We start from the raw sequence: 19,414 nt of genomic DNA on the forward strand, positions 1-19,414 counted from the left end.
CCCGCCTCGCGGGCCTGGGCGGAGGCCACCGCCAACAGCTCGCCGGTTGGCGGCATCCGAGTACATCCGCAGCGGTGTGCAGCGCTGCCGTACCTGGATGTGCGTTGCCGCCTGCCCAAGCCGGCGAACGGGGGCACCACGGCTCGGTCAGCGCACGGCCGTCCGTGGTGCCGTCCGAGAACCACAGGGCGCGCTGGACACCTCGCTGACGACCAGTGAGGAGTGAGCTGATGACCGTCTCCGTGGCCGTTCCGACCTGGGCGATTCTTGCTGTCTTCGGCAGCGCCACACTGCTGTGCGCGGTGATCCTCTACTTCGTGACGCGGATGCTGGTCTACCGGCTGGGGACGGAGGTCCAGACGCTCGCGGCGCAACTTGTGATCGCCCTGAACGGCACCGCGCCACGCTCGGCGCGCGAGTGCCTTTCCCCAAGATCGCCGTCCTCGCCTACTGCCCCGGCCGGGCGTGGACGGCACGCGGGGGACTCATCGTCGGCGCCGTCTGCCCCCGACAGGCACACCGACGGTGAGTCCTTCGTTCAGCGAGTTGTTCCAGCTTGCCGCGTACCCGAGCATCCACCGGCAGGCAGCATCTCTGTCCATCGGCAGCGGCGGCCGACGTCAGCGGCCGAGCTTGTCAGCCACGCAGCGCGGACGGCACCGGTCAAACCAGGATGTCTTGATGCTCCAGGCGTCGCAGATCTGGCCAGACGGACCGTCAGTGGCAGTGCGCAGATCATCGCCGTACCGACAGCGGATGGTGCACCGTGAACGGGTCGGGCACCTCGCAGTTTCGGTGGCTACCTTTCTCGGGCCGACGCCACGCGATCGACGACGCCATCGAGCCCAACACGAGTGGCCGCACCTTGTGCGGGAAGCCGGTTCCGAAGGTGCCGGCGCAATGGGACAAGCAAGCTGGATGTTGGGAGACCTGTTGGGATTGCGACTATATCTGGCGCTGTCGCGAGAACATCCCTCTCAACCCTGCTGTTAGTCGGTCCAAGCTGACCAAGGTAGCTCCGGAGTTGACGCCATGACGGACTCTGACATGTTCAGTATCACGGCGAACGTCTCGGGAAGAGCTTTGTCAGGCTTGGAAGACATGGCCGAACGCGAGGGCATCACCATCGTCGAGGCGCTGCGTCGACTGGTCGATTGCGGTCAGGCCGTGTACCGCGCAGTCGTTGAGGGTGATGCTGTGTTCATCCGCCGTCGCCGGAACGGGGTGCTTGAACCGGTTGCAGTGGTCCGAGGATCGACACGAGACGGTGACAATCCATGATGGCCGCCGCGATCGGGCCGAATCGCGGTGACATCCATGAGTCTCTGCTTTGGCGATTGCAGCGGCTTGCCGAAGCCGTTGCGCGTGACGAGCCTGGGGCGGCGGTAGTGCTCAGCGAAGATCTCGCTGACATGCTCGGCAACGCGAGCGATCGTCAGCGTGTCGAGCGCTACCGGATGATCGGCAAGCACCTGATCGAGTTGGGTCAGATCTACTTGGATGCTGCCGATGTTCTGGCCCCGCCCACAGTCGATGGAGTCGTCCTGGAGTCCGATCCGGGCTTCCCTGGCATCGATGAGGCGATCTGATGAAGCTGGCGCACGCCGTGGTGGCCGACGTGAGGTGCCAGCTGCGTTCACCGTGCGATTTGTGCGTGGTGATGACAGTACTTCTTCTCGTTCCCGGGCAGGGGGCATCGCCGTGCCGGACTTCAGCCTGACCCGATTGGGCACCTCGCCGGCGGTCGCGCGATGGGCGATGTGGGCGCGGTTGCGTTACATCCCGTTCGACCACCCTCGCCATGTTCAAGTATCCCAACAGATCCTGAGCTTGTGGCATGACTCTGCTCGCAACCTTGACCGCGTGGTGCAGTGCACTGGACTCCCGGTTGGCATGGTCGCGGACGTGCTGCGCCGCAGCGGCGATCGGCGGTCAGGCGGTCGGGCGTTGTGGGGGCAGTCGCGAGTGCAGGTTCGCAGCGCCCTGGCGTCGCTCTGGAGGAAGGGCAACGTCTCTGTCGGAGACCTGGTCGGTTCGCCGTTGGCGCACTTGCACGGCCTGAGCAGGGATCAGGTTGTTCGGCTGCTGGCCGAGGCCGGCATCTGCGCCCGTCGACGGTCTGAACGGAGGGTCCCATGAACATGAGCGCAGAGCTTGCGGAGCAGGCGATTCTGATATGGGGGCGCTGTCAGAATCTGATTACCGTTGCGGAGAAGCTTGACATACCAATGGAACTGGTCGGCACCGTGCTGCGGGAGCATGGTGACTCGAATCCTCGCTGGTCCTCGGCCATCGCCACTCTGGGGGGACGATCGTGGACCGAAGTGCGAGCGGCGATGGCGGCGGACTGGCGGGATGGGAACCGAACCGTTGCCATGCTCGCGCACGAGCACGACGTCACCGAGCACATGGCCGTGCGGATGCTGGCCGAGGAAGGTATCGCCGCCCGAGGTCAGCGGCGACGAGGTTCTGCTGGCGCCGAAGCCGAATCCGCGGTCGCCTTGCGGCGGCAGAAGATCCTCGGCGAGGTGCTGCGCGACATGCGCAAGGTGAAGGGGTGGACGCGCAAGGTCCTGGTGGAACGCATGGGGCGACCGGTGATCTCATTGCAGACACTCGCAACCTACGAGCTGGGCACCCGCGAGTGTTCGGTCACGCGCCTGTGTCAGATCTGCGCGGCTCTGGATGTTCACGCCCACGAAATTCTCCGACGAGTGCACGAGCAACTGCCCGGCGAGGAACCGCCGCATGGCCAGATCCGTCTCGACCTGCCAGCAATCGTTGCCGACAACCACCGTGAACTGCGTCCACTCCGTGACTGGGCTCGTCGCAGGCTTGACCAAATGCCGTTTGGTGCAGGCACTGACCTCGATCTTGAGCCGAGCACCGTGGAGTCATTGGCGCAGTTGTGTCAGGTCACCACGGGTGACCTGATCGCGCTGCTCCGCGCACTGCGAGCACGCAGTTCTCCCTCGGCAGGTAAGGAGAAGCCGTGAACAAGAACGAACGTAATCCTGCGTTGATGGGGCAGGCCGCCCTGGTGGGACGTCACCTGCGGTACGGCGGGTACGTGACGTACGAACTTCCTCGCGGCGCGACCGCGGTTGGCATCCTCGCTTACGGCTTCAACCTGTCCTGCGAGGAGAACCGTTGGTGCATCAAGGCGAGGGACACATCCGGTCACTTCGCGCCGGGTTGGTATGACCTTGGTCGTGAGGAGTTCGCCGAAGAGGCGTTCCGGCGTCTGCTCACGTCGGTTGGTCTCAAGATCGATCCAGCGGCGAAGACCTACGCTCGTCGGCGACGGGAAGCCGTACGGCGGTTGGGCGTGTACCTGATCCCCTACGTCAATTGGGGAGTCCCGCAGCTCTACCTTGCCGCCCACCACATCGTCTTCCACGATGAACATGTCCCGGTGATCGACATGGCCGGCCTGGAGCGGCAGCGTGCGATGGAAGGATGGGATGCGAAGTTGGCTCATGCGAAAATGGTGCTCGATCTTGAGTATGAAGTTCCTGGTCCTGGTTGGTACGTAACCGCTTTCGCGGTCGATCGACAGTCCACAGTGGATCTGTTTCGGTAAAAGCATCATCGACTTCTTGTTGAACTACTCGTCGAGGTAGTCGTCATCGGGGCCATCGGGCAGGCTCTGTGGCGCACCGCCGCGCTGGTCTGTCTGCATTCGTCGAGCGAGGTCGATCAAGTCGGAATGCCGTTCGGCCCAGGCCACGAACGGCTCCACGCTCAGCAGTAGTTCTCGGGCGGCCTCGGTCAGTGAGTAGGTGACGCGGCGAGGAAAATGACCGGGTTCCTCGTTGCGATTCACTAGTCGGATTTCTTCCAGGCGTCGTAGCGTCCGAGTGAGTTGACGACCCTGGATACTTCGTTCGGCACCCGTCCAGGGGTCGACCTCGCTCGCGGCTCGCAATTTGGCCATCACTTCTGAATATCGCATGGGGCCGTGGCCCAGCAACATGACGATGTCCGAGATCCATTCGCCATTCAGTAGATGGCGGACGTCCCTTGATCGCTGTAGGTACAGCTTGTCGTCCATCGCCCCCGGTCCTCCACGTCTGGCGTCACGTGGCCGCGTCTTCGGCCTCCGAATGGCCACCCTGTTGTCGGCTTCTCGCAGGTCCGCAGTCACATTAAGCTGAATGGGTGAGTTACCGCAGCGTAGTCCTACTCAAAGCGGGCAAGGTTACCTAATTCGGGTGACGCCTCAAGGCGACATCGCCGACGAATGCTCTGCTTGCGGCCGCCCGTGGGGCGTGCCAGTGAGAAACGATCACGTAGCTGATGTTCGACGAGGTCACGATCCTCTTGGAACGTTGAACCGCAGGTCGAAGGCTGACCGGGATCGTTCACTCGAACGGGTGAAAAGGCCGTGAAATCTCATTAGGGACTACAGAGTCCCTTCATGGGGACGTTGCTGTCCCTTGTGGACCGTGAGGTACACCTGATGGGAACTCGGACCGCGAAATACTGGGTCACACCCAATGTCGACGTGGAGATCACGATGAATGGCAACATGTCTGTATCGACGCCCCAGGAATGCACGTCGCGCGCAGGAGTGGTGCCCGCCTCGTTCAATGGCGACGTCGGTACCAGTACCGACCATATGGGGAAGGTGCTGTCGACATCCCGGGTGGCCGATGCGAATATCGCTGCCGTCGGTGCAGATGTGCGTTGTGACGTCGAGAGTGCGATTGAGCGAACCGTTGCGGCCACAGCTCACGACGACGTGACAGTGCAGACCGTCGAGGTCGCTGTGCCGATCGGCGATCGTGACCCACAACCAGCGCCGACGATCACGGGCGACTGGTCTGCGTTCGGTGGTGTCGTGCCGGTGTTGGCGGGTTCGCCTGGCGCTGGAGCTTCGGTGGTCACGGCTGTGTTGGCGGATGCGGTGCAGCTGTTGGCCTGGCGGGTGTTGATGGTGGACACGGCCGATCCGGTGCGGTCGGGTCTTGCCGCGGCGCCGGTGAGCGACGGGCCGTGGAGCGCCGGCCCGCATCCTGCGGTGCGTATCCGGCATTCGTGGCGTGGGTCGGCGTTGGTGGCGCGCTTGGAGACGACGGTGCCGGTGTTGGCGCCGGAGATGGTGCCGCCGCCTCGGTTCTGGGCTTCGCCGGTGGGGCAGCCGCAGGTGACCGTGGTCGATGTCGCGGCGGACCTGTGGAGGTTGGCGGCGAATCCGTTGGATGGGCCGGGTGCGTGGTTGCGGCAGGGCACGCCGTGTCCGCGGCCGATCCTGGTGGTGCGGGCGACGCGGCCGTCGCTGCTGCATGCCGAGCAGGTCCTGCACCGGTTGCGGGTGTGGTCTGCGGTGGGGCTGGTGACGATGCCCGTCGCGTTGATCGTCGTGGGCGCGCGGCGGTGGCCACCCGGTGTGGTGGGCGTGGCCGGCACGCATCTGACGCCCTTGGTGGACGGTGCGGTGTTCCTGCCGCACGACAAGGACATCGCCGTCGGCGGCGTCACTGGTCTGGTCACGCCCCGACGGTTGCGTGACGCGGTGTTGCCGTTGCTGCGGCGCTGGGGATTGGCCGCAGGTGTGCGGCGCCTGCCGGGCGTGAAGGGAGCACTGTCATGACCTCGTCGGTCGCATGGGTGGTGTGGTTGGTGGATCAGATTCCCAACCCGCCGCCGGTGGCCCCTCCGGGTTCGGAGCAGATGGAGAGCATCGTCGGCAACATCAAGTGGATCGCCGGCCTGTCGCTGGTGTTGTGCTTCTTCGCCGGGCTGGCCGTGTGGTCGGCCGGCCGCGCGGTCGACCATCACCGGGCGGGGCGGATCGGCGCGATCATGATGATCGTTGGCGTCGCCGGCGGACTGGCCTTCGCCATCGGCTATCCGCTGATCTCCCACTTCGCCGGGAGCTGAGCCATGTCTCCCAACGACACCAGCTCCCACGCAAGCTCCCACCGCCGTGCGCGGTGGGTTGTGGCCGGCGTCCTGCTTTTCGCGGTGTGTCTCACGGTAGTGCTGGCCCGCTACCTTCCCCTCACCACCGCGCAGCGGGGCGCCACCCCACCCGTCCCGGCTCTGACCTCCCCGCCCATCCGGCCTGCGGGCACGGTGGGCAGTGAGCCGGGACGGGTGTGGGACATCCAGAACGAGGACGCGCTCGCGACCGCTCCGATGCCGGTGCTGCCGCTGGAAGCCTCACAGCCGCAACCGTTGTCGCAGGACGTGGCCGGTCCGCCGATCCAGCTCCCAACCCCGTCCCCGCGCCTGGGGCAGTGGACCGCCGACGCCGGCCTGCCAGCGACACCCGAAGGCGCGCTGGCGCAGCTGGCCGAACTCGCGTCGACCGCGTTGCGGGGCGCGGACCCCGACACAGTGGAGCGGGCCTACGGCGAACTCTCATCCACGGATGGTCCGGTCGCGCGGGACACGCAGCTGTACCGGTTCGCTGTGGACTTCCGTGCCCACGCCGGGTTGCCGGCGACCGGACCGGTTCCGGGGCTCACGGTCACCTTCACCCCCGTGGAGGGGCTGATCAAAGGCACGGCCGATGGCGGTGACTTCGTCGTCGCGTGTGTGCTGGGCGAGTTCGCGGCGGACTACCAGACCCGTTCGGCCAAGGCCGGGATCGGGGACTGCCAGGCGCTGCGGTTCGACGGAGGTCGCTGGCAGGTCAGCCCCACCCGGTTGGCGGCGGCGGCGCCGAACGCGTGGCCGGGCAGCCGCGACGCTGTCCGCGTGGGATACCGGGAGTTGCGTCATGTCTCCTGACGGTGTGCTGTTGCTTCCGGGTGTGAGTCCCCTCGGCCCGACTCCGGTGTGGGTGGTCGGGGAGGCCATCGCGAGCGCGGCGGGCAGTGCGTTCGAGATGGCGATGAGGGTGGTGTGGGACGCCGCGTTGGCAGTGCTGCGCACCGCGTTCGAGCTCGCCGACAAGCTGACCGTGTTCTCCGTGTCCACGACGTGGGGGCCGGTGGGTGCGTTGTGGCCGGTGATGTTGTGGATCTCCGGGACGCTGGCGGTCGGGTTGTTCTTCTTCCAGCTCACCGCGACCGCGTTGCGTGGTGGCCGGGGTTTCGCCCGCCTGCTGACCGGTCCGGTGCACTACGGGCTCGCGTTGACGATGACCACTGTCGCGGTGGCGACGTTCCTGGCTGCGGCCGACGGCCTGACCACGGGCCTGTTGCAGACGGGGTTGCAGACGTCGAACTTCCAGGAGGCGTTGAGCCACACCACCCTGGACAACGCGGTGGCCACCGGGGTGAAGGCGGTGGTGTTGGGGTTGTGCGCGATCTTCGGGGTCGTGCCGGCGGCGTTCGGCTACGTGCTGGAGATGCTGTTCCGGGCCGCCGCGGTCTATGTCCTGGTGGCCACGGTGCCGTTGGTGGCGGCCGGTTTGTTGGCCGAGGTGACCACACGGTGGTTCTGGAAGGTCGTGCGGTGGCTGCTCGCGGCGATCGCGATGAAACCGGTGCTGGCGTTGGCGTTGGTGGTCGGGGTGGCGATGGTGGGCGGCGCGCAGGGCGCGGCCGGGCTGCTGGTGGGTGTCGGCGTGCTGTTGGTGTCGCTGTTGTGTCCGTTCGCGTTGTTCTCCCTGTTCGCGTTCGTCGACCCGAACACCGACGCGGGCGCTGGATTGCGGAGCTGGTGGTCGGCGCAGGGTGTCGACGGCTACCGCGACCACGTGCCCGGGTTCGCTGCTCTGGGCCAGCACTTCAGTCAGGGTGTCGGGGGAGGCGGCGAGGAGGACACCAACACCAGCCGGTTCGACGAGGCCCAGAACGACCTCGACCTCGGCGACGACCACAGCGGCAGCAGCAGTGGTGACACCGATGCTCTGCCGGCCGAGGACACCACCGGGCCGGAGACCTCCGGTGGCCAGACACGGTCCGGTGACACGACCAGCCCGACGGCGCCCGGTTCAGGTGAGCGGTCCCGTGATTCCGACGCCACCCACGGTGTGGGCGGCGACTCGACTCCGAGCACCGCGACCACCACGGACCACACCACGAGTGCCGCGCCCCGGCGCGGCGGGGACGACGAGCCCCCTGCTGCTGAAGAAGACGGCGGCCAACCGCCAGCGCCCGACGGCGGCAACCCGCGCGGCGGCCCGAAGAACGGGCCGGGTCCCTCGGGCGGCGCGAGTGCGGCCGGTGCGGCCGAGGACGCGGCGGTGATGTTGTGAGCACGCCAGAAACGGGACCGCGGATCTATCGGGGCCTCAACCGCCGTGAGCGGGCCGGCTGGATCCTGGGGGTGACCGCGCCGCAGGCGTTGACCTGTGTCGTGTTGGCGCTGCCGGTGTTGATGGCGCTGTCGCAGGGGCGATTCCGTGCCGCGCTGGTCCTGCTGGTCGTGTGCGGATCGGCGGCCACGCTGGTCGTGACGCCCGTGCGCGGCCGTCCTGCGGTGCGATGGTTGATCCACCTCCTGCTCCACCAGCTCGGTGCGCGGACAGGCTGGTCGCGGTGGCAGTCCGCCGCCTCCGCCGGACAAGCCGTTCGCCACGGCGAGCCCGACCTGCCCGGTGTCCTGACCAGGGTCGCCATGCCCGATGGGCCGCCGTTCCGCCACCACGGCAGGATCTGTCTGCTGCACGACACCGGCGAGGGCCGGTGGGGCGCCACGGCGCGGTTGACCCACACCGGAGTCGGGATGCTCACCGACGAGCACCGCGCCCGCCTCGCCGCCCGCCTCGGCAACCTCCTGGTCGGTATCGGGCACCGCGAACTGGTGGACCGGATCTCCCTGTACGTGCGGACGGTGCCTGATGACGGCACCGAGTACGACCTGTGGCGCGCCCGCCACCACACCCCCGACGCGCCCCCGCTGGCGGTGGCCGCGACCGACGAGCTGACCGTGACGGTGGGCAAGGTCAGCGTCCAGCACGAGATCTTCGTGACCGTCTCCGGCCCCGAGACCGCGCTCCGCAAACCCGCCACCACAGCGGGAGGCGGCGTCGAAGGCCGGGCCCACGTCCTCTACCGGGCCCTGGACGGCTTGGAGGAACCCCTCAAGGCGTTGGGTGTGGACTCGGTGCGGTGGCTGGACGGGCACGGCGTCGCCCACGCGCTGCGCACCGGGTTCAACCCCGCAAGCCAGGCCGTGCTCACCGCCGAGAACCTGCGTGGCGAGCACGCGGGCGCGCTGCCGTTGGCGGCGGCCGGCCCCACCACCGCACCGTCACCCTCGGCGCGGTCCTACACCCACGACGGGTTCACCTCGGTCACCTACAGCGTCCTGATGCCCGAGGCCGGCACCGTCTTCGGGTCCCTGGGGCCGTTGTTGGCGGTGCGGACCCCGGGGGAGCGCCGCGCCCTGGCCATCCACTACGAGGTCCTCGACGCCGCCCGCTCCTCCCGTGCGGTGCGCGCGCAACGGCACCGGTCCGGGATCGTCGCGGACCTGAAGCGGTCGCGCGGGTTCACCACGACCGCGACCGACCGCCGCGACCACACCGGCGCCCAGGCCCAGGAACACGCGGTGGCCGGCGGGCACGCCCTGGTCCGCTACGCGGTGGTGGCGTCGGTGACGGTGCCCTCGCACTGGAACGTCGAGGACCACGCCGCCCGGCTGGAGACCGACGTCGCCGGGCGATTCCCGCTGCTGCGCCTGGAACTGGCGCAGGACACCGCGTTCGTCGCGGCCTGCCTCCCCGTCGGCGTCGGCCTGCCCCGGATCCGGGGAGGCCTGCGATGAACCGGTCTCCCGAGCGCACCGTGGCGCAGTTGCTCACCGACTTCGGCACACCACCCCCGCCCACACCACCGGCACCGCCGACGCGGACTCGGCGACCGGTCAACCGGCCCGTCGCGCCGCGTCGAGGACACCGACGGCGGGGGAGTGGCTGGGCGCCGGTGGAAGCCCCGCTGACCACCTACCGGGCGGCGACCACCGAGATCGGCGGCCTGTTCCCGCTGCTGGCCGCCAACGGCATGCCCGCGGTCGGCGCCCGCATCGGCTACGACACCCTCGCCGGCGGCGCGTTCTACTGCCACCCCGTCGAATGGGTGCTGCGCAAGCTGTGCACCAACCCCAACATGGTGGTGTTCGGCGAACCCGGTCGCGGCAAGACCTCCGTGGTCGGCGCGCTGCTGCTGCGGATGATGCCCTTCGGCGTGAAAACCCTCGTCTCCGGCGACGTCAAGGGCGAGTACAGCCCGCTGCTGCGGGAACTGGGTGTCACGCCGATCGAACTCGGGCGTGGCCTGCGCACGCGCCTCAACGCCCTGGACCTCGGACCCCTCACCGCGCGGTGGGCGGGTTTCGGTGTGGCGCGGCAGCGCGAGGAGATCGCCGGCGTGATCGGCCGCTGGGTGATGCTGCTGGCCGCGTTGGCCGAGGCAGCTGGCTACCGGGCCACCGTCACCGACGAGATGGTCCTGTCCACCGTGCTGCGCACCCTGCTCGGCGTCACCGACGGCTACAGCGGACTGCGCCCGATCACCATTCCCCAGGTGCACCACGAACTCGCCCACCCCGACCAGAGGCTGTGGCGGGAGGCGCGGTTCGCCTCCGCCCGTCAGTTCCTGGACCACTGCCGCGGCATCACCGACACCCTCTCGAACCTGATCACCGGTCCGCTGGCGGGACTGTTCGACGCCGACACCAACTTCGACCTCGACTGGGACGCCCCCATCCAGTCCATGGACCTGGAACGCCTCCGATCACGCGGCGATCAGGCGGTGGCGGTCGCGTTGACGTGTCTGGGGTCCTGGTCGAGCATGGCCACCGACCTACAGGCCGACGGCGACCTGCGCATCGTGGTGCGCGACGAGGTCTGGCGCCAGATGCGCCTGGGCCTGCGGGCGGTGCAGAGCGTGGACGCGGACCTGCGGCTGTCCCGCAAGGACCGCAAGATCCAGATCCTGGTCATGCACAAACCCTCCGACCCGCTCACCGTCGGCGCGGCCGGAAGCCAGGAAGTCACCATCGCCAAGGACCTCCTCGCCCTGTGCTCCACGCGCGTCCTGTTCGGACAGTCCACCCGCGTCGCGTCGGAACTGACCGAGGACTTCGCCCTCAACGAGAAGGAAGACGCCGCCACCACGGGATGGGCGATGGAGCGACCGGGCCGCGCGTTGTGGAAGGTCGAGAACCGACCCGGCTACAAGGTCCAGGCCGTGCTGTCGAGCATCGAGCGGCGCCTGTTCGACACCAACGCCCAACTCCGCCCCACACCCGCCCGACCGCCATCCGCTGACGGTGGGACAGGGCGGTGACCACCATGGCCGACAGCCGGTTCCGACTCCAACCCCTGGGCACCTCACCACAGGACGCGCGCGAGATCTACGTGGGCTGGAACGAGGCCCTGCAAACCTACTACGCCCACGTCATCGACGGCCGCGACCGCGACGGCCGGGACATCCTCGCCTTCGACGCGGGCCGGCACCTGGGCGAGATCACCCACCCCGCCGGCGTGATCGACGCCGTGAGCGACTTCGCGGTGATCCCTGACGATCTGAGCATCTTCCTCGCCGACAGCCGCGCCTCAGCCCTCATGATCTTCACCGATCTGCGGTCCTATCCACTGCCGTCTGAGTACGGCGAGCAGCTCGACAGGTTGATCGATCGCCTGTATAAGCCGGGCGGGTTCATCACCGAACTACACCGCGCTGACGTCACCGACCTCCTGCGGGACAACGGATGGCGCGCAGAGGCGTTCTACGCGATGGACGGCGGCCACGCCGAGACCTATACGCGCGGCGAGCAGGACCTGGAGATCCGGTGGGGCTGGCCGACCCGCGAAGAAGACCCCGACCGGCTGCTCAGCCCGGTGATCCTCGACGGCCGCAGCTACGGCATCGCCTCCCAGGAGTATCTGGTTGCCCTGCTGGGCGACCAGACCGCCGACACCGGACCCCTCACGGCCGAGACCCAGGCCCGCATCGACGGCCTGCTCGCCGACATCCTCGGCCCCGACCCCGCCACCCTGGACACGTCCCTGGACCGCCGCACCGCCACGGAGAGCCACCTCCACGACGACGACCAGCTCGGCGAGGACGACGGCTTCAGCTCGGGCTTGGGCTACTGATCGTCATGTCCTCGAACCCGAACACCACCCGCCACTCGCACCGCGGCACCGGCCGGCGTGTACCCGTGAACTCGATGCGTGCCGACGCCACACCAGATCGGTCTGACACGAACGCCGACACCCCAGGACATCCGTCATGAACCGCACCAGAACGTTGCTCGTTGCCGCTGTCGGTCTCGCCTACCTGCTTGGGGCGCCCCTGATGCTGATCGGGGTGGCGTGGCTGGCCGACGACGAAGGCATAGCAGCGGTCTGCACGGGTTCGAGTGTCGGGCCTGGGGGAGCGGCCGAGCAGGTCGGCGACCAGTCGTGGACGGCGGAGCAGCTGGCCAACGCCCGCACCATCACCCAAGTCACCGGAACACGGCCCCTGCTCGCCAGACGCGCCGCCGTCATCGCCATCGCCGTGACGATCGTCGAGTCCGGGCTGCGTAACCTCGACCACGGCGACCGCGACTCCCTCGGCCTGTTCCAACAACGACCCAGCCAAGGCTGGGGAACCCGCGAACAGATCCTCAACCCCACCTACGCCACCAACACCTTCCTCGACCACCTCGTCCACATCGACCACTGGGCCCAGCGCCCCCTGGGCGAGGTCGCCCAGGAAGTGCAGCGCTCAGCGTTCCCCGACCGCTACGCACCCTGGGAACACAACGCAGGCCTCCTGGTGGACAAATACTGGATCGGACCCGACAACTCGACCGGTCAACCGCCCGACCTCGGCGCAACCCCGGTCGTCACGCCCGGCTGCCTCGACCACGGCGGAACCTCACTACCGCTGACGCCCGGCGCTGCGACACTGCCTGTGGGGTGGAGCCCACCGACGGACGCTCGGCAACGCGCCGCCGTCGAGTTCGCGTTGGCGCAGCTGGGCAAACCCTACGTCTGGGGCGCGAGCGGCCCGGACTCCTGGGACTGCTCCTCGCTGACCCAGGCCGCGTGGGCGGCGGCCGGGGTCGCGATCTCCCGCACTACCCAGGCACAGGCCAACGACGGCCTCCCCGTCTTCGGCCCGGCCTCGATCCAACCTGGGGACCTGCTGTTCATCCCCGGTGACGACGGCACCGCAGCCAGCCCCGGACACGTCGGCCTGGCCATCGGGCAGGGACTCCTGGTGCACGCACCCCAACCAGGCCAACGTATCCAACTCGCCCAGGTACATGCGTGGGTGAGTCAGATCGTCGCCATCCGGAGGCCAACATGACCACCCCAGCGGGCGCCGACCGCGACTTCGCCCTCCTGGCGCTGATCTCCAGTACCGCCGCGTGCCTGGGCGCGCTGCTGGCCGACCTCGTCCTCGGCCTCACCGTCACCACCGGGCTGGCCGGCGGACCCTGGCAGATCCCCGACCTGGGCGAGTGGCTGACGGTGGCGACCCACCCGTTCACCCCCGCCGCCTCGCCGAGCCCGTGGAGGCCGGAGCTGGCAGGCAGGCAGGAGCTGTACTGGACCGTCACCGCCGGATTGTTCGCCGTGACCGTTCTCGTGGGCGTCATGCTGGGCGTGGGGATCCGGCGCTTCGTCTGGCCGCCCAAGCCCGGACACGCTTCCCGCGCCGAGGTCCGCGCCGAGCTGTCGGTGTCCACGGCCCGCCGCACGGCGGCCTGGACCCGACCGGGACTGACCGCCAGTCAACGCCGCAGAGCCACTGTCGAGCATCTCGCCGTACCGTGCCACCGCACTGCGGGCGGTGCGCGGTTGTGGACGCCGTTGGAGAACCCGACCGGAGTCATCGCCCCCACCCAGTCCGGCAAGAGCCGAGGCGACCTCGTCCACAAGGCGTTGGCCGCGCCCGGCATGCTGTTGTGCTCCAGCACCAAACCCGACCTGTTCGAGTTCACCGCGCTCGCCAGACAACGCCACGGTCAAGGCCCGGTGGTGGTGTTTGACGCCACCGGCACCGTGACCTGGCCCCACCAGCTGCGCTGGTCCCCGGTCGACGGCTGCACCGACCCCACAGTCGCACGCCAGCGAGCGGAGACGATGGTCGAGGCGGCGTCGATCGACCTGGCGCAGGTGGGAGGCAACGACAAGGTCTTCCGCTCCCGCGCCACCACCGTCCTCGCCGCCTACCTGCTCGCCGCCGCCCTGAACGACCGGACCGTGGACGCGCTGGTGCGGTGGTCGACCACCCGCGACACCGAACCCGTCGAACTCCTCAAACCCCACTACCCCGACCTCGCCCGCAACCTCCGCGCCGAACTCGGCATGGTCGCCGAAACCTCCGACGCGGTCTGGATGAGCGTCCGCCGCGTCACCGAACCCCTCATGGACCCCCGCCTCCGCGACCTGTGCAGCCCAGCACCGGGAGAAGGGTTCAACGCCAAGGACTTCGTTGCCTCGCAGGGGACCCTGTTCATCATCGCCGGCGAACAGCAGGCCGCTCACGCGGTGCCGCTGCTGACCGCGCTGGCCGACCACCTGCTGTCCACCGAACAGGAACTCGCCCTGGAACAGCCGCACAAGCGCCTCGATCCGCCGGCGAGCAACGTCCTGGACGAACTCCCCAACGCCACCCCCATCTTCCACCTCCCTAAGGTCATCTCCGACTCGGCAGGGCGGGGCGTGCTCATCCACTGGAGCACCCAGTCCCTGGCCCAACTCGAAGACCTCTACGGCCTGGAAGGCGCCCGGCAGCTGGTGGACAACACCACCACACTGACCGTCTTCGGCGGACTCAAGGACCAACGCACCCTGGAATGGATCTCCCTGCTCACCGGGCAACACGACCGCCGCCGCTACCAACAGTTCTCCGACGGCCTCTTCGCGCCCGGCCGCACCTCCGTCGGCACCGAAAGCGTCCCCACCTACCGGCCCGGCGAAGTCCGCACCCTGCGCCGCAACCACGTCCTGATCATCCACCGACACCTGCGCCCGATCCTGGCGAAGGTGCTCGACGTGTCCCGCCGACCGGACTGGCACGCACTGCGCCGCGACATCCGCAGTGTCCGCGACGGACAGGAGAGCTGACCATGGACCACGACGACGAGATCGCCCCCGCTGGCCCGGACACCACGGTGGACGGTCAGATCCGCGACCTCACCACGATCCTCAGCCGCCTCTCGGCCAGGCTCACGCTGCTGGGCGGCCGGCTGCGCCATGTCGAGGAACGGATCGACGTCCTGTTCCACAGCGACCAACGCCCCGCCGACCGACCAGCGCCGTGGGTGCTGGGCACATCACCGGAGATCGCCGACGAGCCAACGACCTTCGTGGCAAACTTCGTCTCCTGGTACAACACCACCTACGCCGCGCCGGCACGTTTCCAAGCCAGCCGGCACACCGTCTCGATTCCCGCCTGCTGGCAGCAGCATCCAGCGCTGGCCGCCGAGATCGCGTCGCTCGCGTACGCGTGGCGGCAGGCCAACCTCGGGCCCGAGGCCAACGAGCGCGACGCCCAGCACTGGCACGACCGATGGCGCCCCGCCTTCGCCGCCCGCATCACCGACTGGGCGGACGCCGAGTGCCTGGAAGGTGACCACCGCGTCGTGGATGCCGTGACACGAGACAAGGAAGGAGCCAGGCCATGATGCCGTTGAAACTGTCGGAGTTGGGTGACCTGCCCGCCGCCGTCGATCTGATGACGGCAGCCCGCGCGCTCGGATTCGGCCGCACCAAGGCCTACGAGCTCGCGCGCTTGGGGATCTTCCCCTGCTCGGTCATCAAGGTGGGTGACACATATCGTGTGCCCACCGCCGGACTGCTCCACCTCCTTGGCGTCGACCTACCTCTCGCGCGGCACAATGCGCTGTAGCGCCGCGTAGATCGCTACCGTCCTGGACACCGGCTGCTGGCCGGACCACCTCCACGCACGTGGAGATCAGGGATGCGCGATCTACCTCATTCCGCCGTCGGGCGAACCACCTCTACGCGTGTGGAGATCAGCCGCTGAATCCGCCAGGCCAGCTCCCCCCGGACGAACCACCTCCACGCGCGTGGAGATCAGGGCGATCCGGCGGGCCAGGTAGACGTCGGCGGCGAACCACCTCCACGCGCGTGGAGATCAGTTGTTCTCGGCACCTCTCCATGCCTCCCACAGCGAACCACCTCCACGCGCGTGGAGATCAGACGGTGCGGGCGGTCGGGGAAGCCGAACGGCACGAACCACTTCCACGCGCGTGGAGATCAGGGTTGCGCGGGCGTGGAGGGCTCGACGATGAGCGAACCACCTCCACGCGCGTGGAGATCAGAACTCGCGGCGCCGCTCGCCGGTGAAGTCCTCCTGAACCACTTCCACGCGCGTGGAGATCAGGACCATCGCGGCGTTGGGACAGCAGCTTCAGCAGAACCACCTCCACGCGCGTGGAGATCAGGCCGACCCGATGAAGTCGACGTTGAACGCGTACGAACCACCTCCACGCGCGTGGAGATCAGCCGTGCGCTGTGTGCGATCACCCGGCGAGGTACGAACCACCTCCACGTGCGTGGAGATCAGCTCGTGTTCACGGCCCATAGGGTTGAACCTGGCGAACCACCTCCGCCTGCGCGGAGAAGACAGGACGCCGCGGGCCTTCCACCTACGTGCCGCCGGAACACCTCCGCCTGCGCGGAGAAGACGTCCAGCGTCTCCGGGACGCGCGTGCGCGGGTCGGAACACCTCCGCCTGCGCGGAGAAGACGGCTGCGCGAACGTGGCGCATGATTTCGAACGCGGAACACCTCCGCCTGCGCGGAGAAGACCGGAACCCCTCGGCCTGCATGTTGGCCAGCCACGGAACACCTCCGCCTGCGCGGAGAAGACGACCGGGTCGATCGCCGGGTCTCGGTCTGGGCGGAACACCTCCGCCTGCGCGGAGAAGACCTCGTCGAGCGACGGCCCGGAGGACGGGACGACGGAACACCTCCGCCTGCGCGGAGAAGACCCCAGCCGGATGGCGAACCAGTCCCCCACCGCCGGAACACCTCCGCCTGCGCGGAGAAGACGAATCAACCCGCTCACCTCAAGTCGGCCAAAACGGAACACCTCCGCCTGCGCGGAGAAGACTGGCGCACGAGCGCGCCGGGCGTGTTGTCGACCGGAACACCTCCGCCTGCGCGGAGAAGACGCACACGGAGCAACCTAGTGCGCTTTGCATCGCGGAACACCTCCGCCTGCGCGGAGAAGACGTTCACTCGAACAGGCAAGACCGGAAAGAACGCGGAACACCTCCGCCTGCGCGGAGAAGACGCCCCAGCGTCGACCTGGCCGACGGACAGGGTCGGAACACCTCCGCCTGCGCGGAGAGGACCGAGATGGCACCGCGCTGAGACTGACGAGTAACGGAACACCTCCGCCTGCGCGGAGAGGACCGGACTGTGCGGAGCGTGACACGGCCGGTGAACGGAACACCTCCGCCTGCGCGGAGAGGACCCTGATCCACGCGTGGGCCTCGACACGGGCCGCTGGAACACCTCCGCCTGCGCGGAGAGGACGCTGGCCCCGAGCACACGGACGAGGCCGAGTACGGAACACCTCCGCCTGCGCGGAGAGGACCTGTGTGGTGCGAGACCGCGGGCTTGGTCCGCCGGAACACCTCTGCCTGCGCGGAGAAGACACCTCGCCGGCCTGTGCGAGCAAGGGCGGTGACGGAACACCTCCGCCTGCGCGGAGAAGACGCACGCGGATGACCACATCCACCTGATGGCGACGGAACACCTCCGCCTGCGCGGAGAAGACCCGACCCGCCCCGGGCCACGGTCGGCCCCCGGCGGAACACCTCCGCCTGCGCGGAGAAGACAATGAAGGCCCATTCGCCAATCTAACCTCGGGCGGAACACCTCCGCCTGCGCGGAGAAGACCCGGAGCGCGGCGGGTCGTTGCTGCTGGGCACCGGAACACCTCCGCCTGCGCGGAGAAGACGGAACCGGCAGTGCCAGTACTGCGAGAGCGGCCGGAACACCTCCGCCTGCGCGGAGAAGACTGCCTGACGAGATCAGCCGGCTGGTCGGTGCCGGAACACCTCCGCCTGCGCGGAGAAGACGCGGCGCGAACGCCAGCAACAACGAGTCGGACGGAACACCTCCGCCTGCGCGGAGAAGACTAGGTGAGTTGGTCGAGCGGGATGTCCAGCAGCGGAACACCTCCGCCTGCGCGGAGAAGACGACGAATGCGCATGTTGGCCTGGTACGACTGGCGGAACACCTCTGCCTGCGCGGAGAAGACTGGGTAGGGACAGCTCGGGCCGCGATCATCAACGGAACACCTCCGCCTGCGCGGAGAAGACCGTTGTACCCGACGGCCAGCGGTCAACCTGGCGGAACACCTCCGCCTGCGCGGAGAAGACGTCCTGGACCGAGAGATGCGCCGACACCACGGCGGAACACCTCCGCCTGCGCGGAGAAGACGGCTGCGGTGATGCCGGCCATGGTCTCGCTGACGGAACACCTCCGCCTGCGCGGAGAAGACCGTGGGCCTGGTCCGAGCCCAGCAGTGCCCTGCGGAACACCTCCGCCTGCGCGGAGAAGACGGAAAGAGGTTCTGACGCTGACCGGAAAACCACGGAACACCTCCGCCTGCGCGGAGAAGACTCCCCCGAGCTGGTCGACCAGGCCGCTGCGCTGGGAACACCTCCGCCTGCGCGGAGAAGACACGGGGGGAGGCAGAAACCAGATAGTGGAGATCGGAACACCTCCGCCTGCGCGGAGAAGACTCGGAGGCGTACGCCTCAAGCTCCAGGTAGTCCGGAACACCTCCACGTGCGTGGAGATCAGGGCAAGATCGCCACCGGGCACATGGCCGAGTACGAACCACCTCCACGTGCGTGGAGATCAGAGCGGTGAAACCAGCTCCTCCGGACGGCGGAGCGAACCACCTCCACGTGCGTGGAGATCAGAAGAGGTGCCAACGATGCCCGATCCCCACAACCGAACCACCTCCACGTGCGTGGAGATCAGACCCAGGCCGCCATCGGCAACCCGCCGACCGTCGAACCACCTCCACGTGCGTGGAGATCAGAACCGTGCCGGGTCGGCGGCGAGCTCGGCGAGCGAACCACCTCCACGTGCGTGGAGATCAGCGGGCCGGGGAATGGCGCGGCTCGCGGGGAAACGAACCACCTCCACGTGCGTGGAGATCAGTCGCTCGGAGAACCCAACGCCGGAACCACCGTCGAACCACCTCCACGTGCGTGGAGATCAGGTGCGCGGACGGCGGTCATCTCGACACCGCCGCGAACCACCTCCACGTGCGTGGAGATCAGTGCCAGCAAAGACTGCCAGTGGAGCACCCCAACGAACCACCTCCACGTGCGTGGAGATCAGTGCCGCACGGGGTGTGGTGGTGGCGCGCAAGCCGAACCACCTCCACGTGCGTGGAGATCAGCGCCGCGACCCGAAGAGCGGCGTTCTCAACGACGAACCACCTCCACGTGCGTGGAGATCAGGGTCACAGGGTTGCCGGGGTCCACTGTGGTACCGAACCACCTCCACGTGC

The 19,414-nt window shown here is 68.2% G+C and carries 18 protein-coding genes and 1 CRISPR repeat array; of the genes, 17 read left to right on the forward strand and 1 reads right to left on the reverse strand.

The annotated features are described in order from the left end of the window. The first annotated feature begins 230 nt into the window (after nt 1-230). The 6 genes from F0L68_RS35565 to F0L68_RS35590 all read left to right on the forward strand — a co-directional run bounded on the left by F0L68_RS35565 (nt 231) and on the right by F0L68_RS35590 (nt 3,583). A complete protein-coding gene (locus tag F0L68_RS35565) occupies nt 231-770 on the forward strand; it encodes a hypothetical protein (RefSeq protein ID WP_149854296.1) in 540 nt (179 codons plus the stop codon). Then, nucleotides 767-1,036, forward strand: coding sequence for an HC3 family zinc finger protein (locus tag F0L68_RS44955; protein WP_149854297.1), 270 nt, complete (start codon nt 767-769; stop codon nt 1,034-1,036). Before F0L68_RS35565 ends, F0L68_RS44955 begins: the two co-directional genes overlap by 4 nt. Then, nucleotides 1,033-1,281 (forward strand): hypothetical protein, encoded by a 249-nt coding sequence (locus F0L68_RS35575; RefSeq protein ID WP_149854298.1) that lies wholly within the window; start codon nt 1,033-1,035, stop codon nt 1,279-1,281. Before F0L68_RS44955 ends, F0L68_RS35575 begins: the two co-directional genes overlap by 4 nt. Then, nucleotides 1,278-1,589, forward strand: a complete 312-nt coding sequence (locus F0L68_RS35580; RefSeq protein ID WP_149854299.1) for a hypothetical protein — start codon at nt 1,278-1,280, stop codon at nt 1,587-1,589. The genes F0L68_RS35575 and F0L68_RS35580 overlap by 4 nt, the downstream gene beginning before the upstream one ends. A gap of 546 nt (nt 1,590-2,135) precedes the next feature. Next, nucleotides 2,136-2,996 (forward strand): helix-turn-helix domain-containing protein, encoded by an 861-nt coding sequence (locus tag F0L68_RS35585; protein ID WP_223199430.1) that lies wholly within the window; start codon nt 2,136-2,138, stop codon nt 2,994-2,996. Beyond that, entirely contained in the window at nt 2,993-3,583 is a 591-nt protein-coding gene (locus F0L68_RS35590) for a hypothetical protein (protein ID WP_149854300.1), read from the forward strand. Before F0L68_RS35585 ends, F0L68_RS35590 begins: the two co-directional genes overlap by 4 nt. 24 nt (nt 3,584-3,607) lie before the next feature. Here the strand turns inward: F0L68_RS35590 and F0L68_RS35595 are convergent, their stop codons facing one another. After that, complete coding sequence (locus F0L68_RS35595; protein WP_149854301.1) at nt 3,608-4,054, reverse strand: winged helix-turn-helix transcriptional regulator; 447 nt, start codon at nt 4,052-4,054, stop codon at nt 3,608-3,610. Between the two features lie 366 nt (nt 4,055-4,420). Here F0L68_RS35595 and F0L68_RS35600 point away from each other — a divergent pair, with 366 nt between their 5' ends. The 11 genes from F0L68_RS35600 to F0L68_RS35650 all read left to right on the forward strand — a co-directional run bounded on the left by F0L68_RS35600 (nt 4,421) and on the right by F0L68_RS35650 (nt 15,758). Continuing rightward, nucleotides 4,421-5,596, forward strand: coding sequence for a hypothetical protein (locus F0L68_RS35600; RefSeq protein WP_223199431.1), 1,176 nt, complete (start codon nt 4,421-4,423; stop codon nt 5,594-5,596). Next, entirely contained in the window at nt 5,593-5,886 is a 294-nt protein-coding gene (locus tag F0L68_RS35605) for a hypothetical protein (RefSeq protein WP_149854302.1), read from the forward strand. The genes F0L68_RS35600 and F0L68_RS35605 overlap by 4 nt, the downstream gene beginning before the upstream one ends. Before the next feature lie 84 nt (nt 5,887-5,970). After that, nucleotides 5,971-6,741: a hypothetical protein gene (locus tag F0L68_RS35610; RefSeq protein ID WP_149854303.1), complete on the forward strand. Its 771-nt coding sequence runs from the start codon at nt 5,971-5,973 to the stop codon at nt 6,739-6,741. Next, nucleotides 6,731-8,155: a hypothetical protein gene (locus tag F0L68_RS35615; protein ID WP_149854304.1), complete on the forward strand. Its 1,425-nt coding sequence runs from the start codon at nt 6,731-6,733 to the stop codon at nt 8,153-8,155. The genes F0L68_RS35610 and F0L68_RS35615 overlap by 11 nt, the downstream gene beginning before the upstream one ends. Then, nucleotides 8,152-9,669, forward strand: coding sequence for an SCO6880 family protein (locus F0L68_RS35620; RefSeq protein WP_149854305.1), 1,518 nt, complete (start codon nt 8,152-8,154; stop codon nt 9,667-9,669). Before F0L68_RS35615 ends, F0L68_RS35620 begins: the two co-directional genes overlap by 4 nt. A 158-nt stretch (nt 9,670-9,827) precedes the next feature. Then, nucleotides 9,828-11,192 (forward strand): putative type IV secretion/conjugal transfer ATPase, encoded by a 1,365-nt coding sequence (locus F0L68_RS35625; RefSeq protein ID WP_223199432.1) that lies wholly within the window; start codon nt 9,828-9,830, stop codon nt 11,190-11,192. Continuing rightward, nucleotides 11,189-12,004: a hypothetical protein gene (locus F0L68_RS35630; RefSeq protein ID WP_149854306.1), complete on the forward strand. Its 816-nt coding sequence runs from the start codon at nt 11,189-11,191 to the stop codon at nt 12,002-12,004. Before F0L68_RS35625 ends, F0L68_RS35630 begins: the two co-directional genes overlap by 4 nt. Before the next feature lie 136 nt (nt 12,005-12,140). Further along, entirely contained in the window at nt 12,141-13,208 is a 1,068-nt protein-coding gene (locus F0L68_RS35635) for a C40 family peptidase (protein ID WP_149854307.1), read from the forward strand. Beyond that, nucleotides 13,205-14,974: a type IV secretory system conjugative DNA transfer family protein gene (locus tag F0L68_RS35640; protein WP_149854308.1), complete on the forward strand. Its 1,770-nt coding sequence runs from the start codon at nt 13,205-13,207 to the stop codon at nt 14,972-14,974. Before F0L68_RS35635 ends, F0L68_RS35640 begins: the two co-directional genes overlap by 4 nt. A 2-nt stretch (nt 14,975-14,976) precedes the next feature. Continuing rightward, the gene (locus F0L68_RS35645) at nt 14,977-15,534 is read left to right on the forward strand and encodes a hypothetical protein (protein ID WP_149854309.1); all 558 of its coding nucleotides are present in this window, start codon (nt 14,977-14,979) and stop codon (nt 15,532-15,534) included. Next, nucleotides 15,531-15,758 (forward strand): helix-turn-helix domain-containing protein, encoded by a 228-nt coding sequence (locus F0L68_RS35650; RefSeq protein ID WP_223199433.1) that lies wholly within the window; start codon nt 15,531-15,533, stop codon nt 15,756-15,758. Before F0L68_RS35645 ends, F0L68_RS35650 begins: the two co-directional genes overlap by 4 nt. Nucleotides 15,759-16,471: 713 nt before the next feature. Next, nucleotides 16,472-18,632: a CRISPR direct-repeat array (repeat unit 29 nt; unit sequence CGGAACACCTCCGCCTGCGCGGAGAAGAC). Nucleotides 18,633-19,414 lie beyond the last annotated feature (782 nt).

The sequence above is a fragment of the Solihabitans fulvus genome, from assembly GCF_008386585.1.
Classification (GTDB): Bacteria; Actinomycetota; Actinomycetes; order Mycobacteriales; family Pseudonocardiaceae; genus Solihabitans; species Solihabitans fulvus.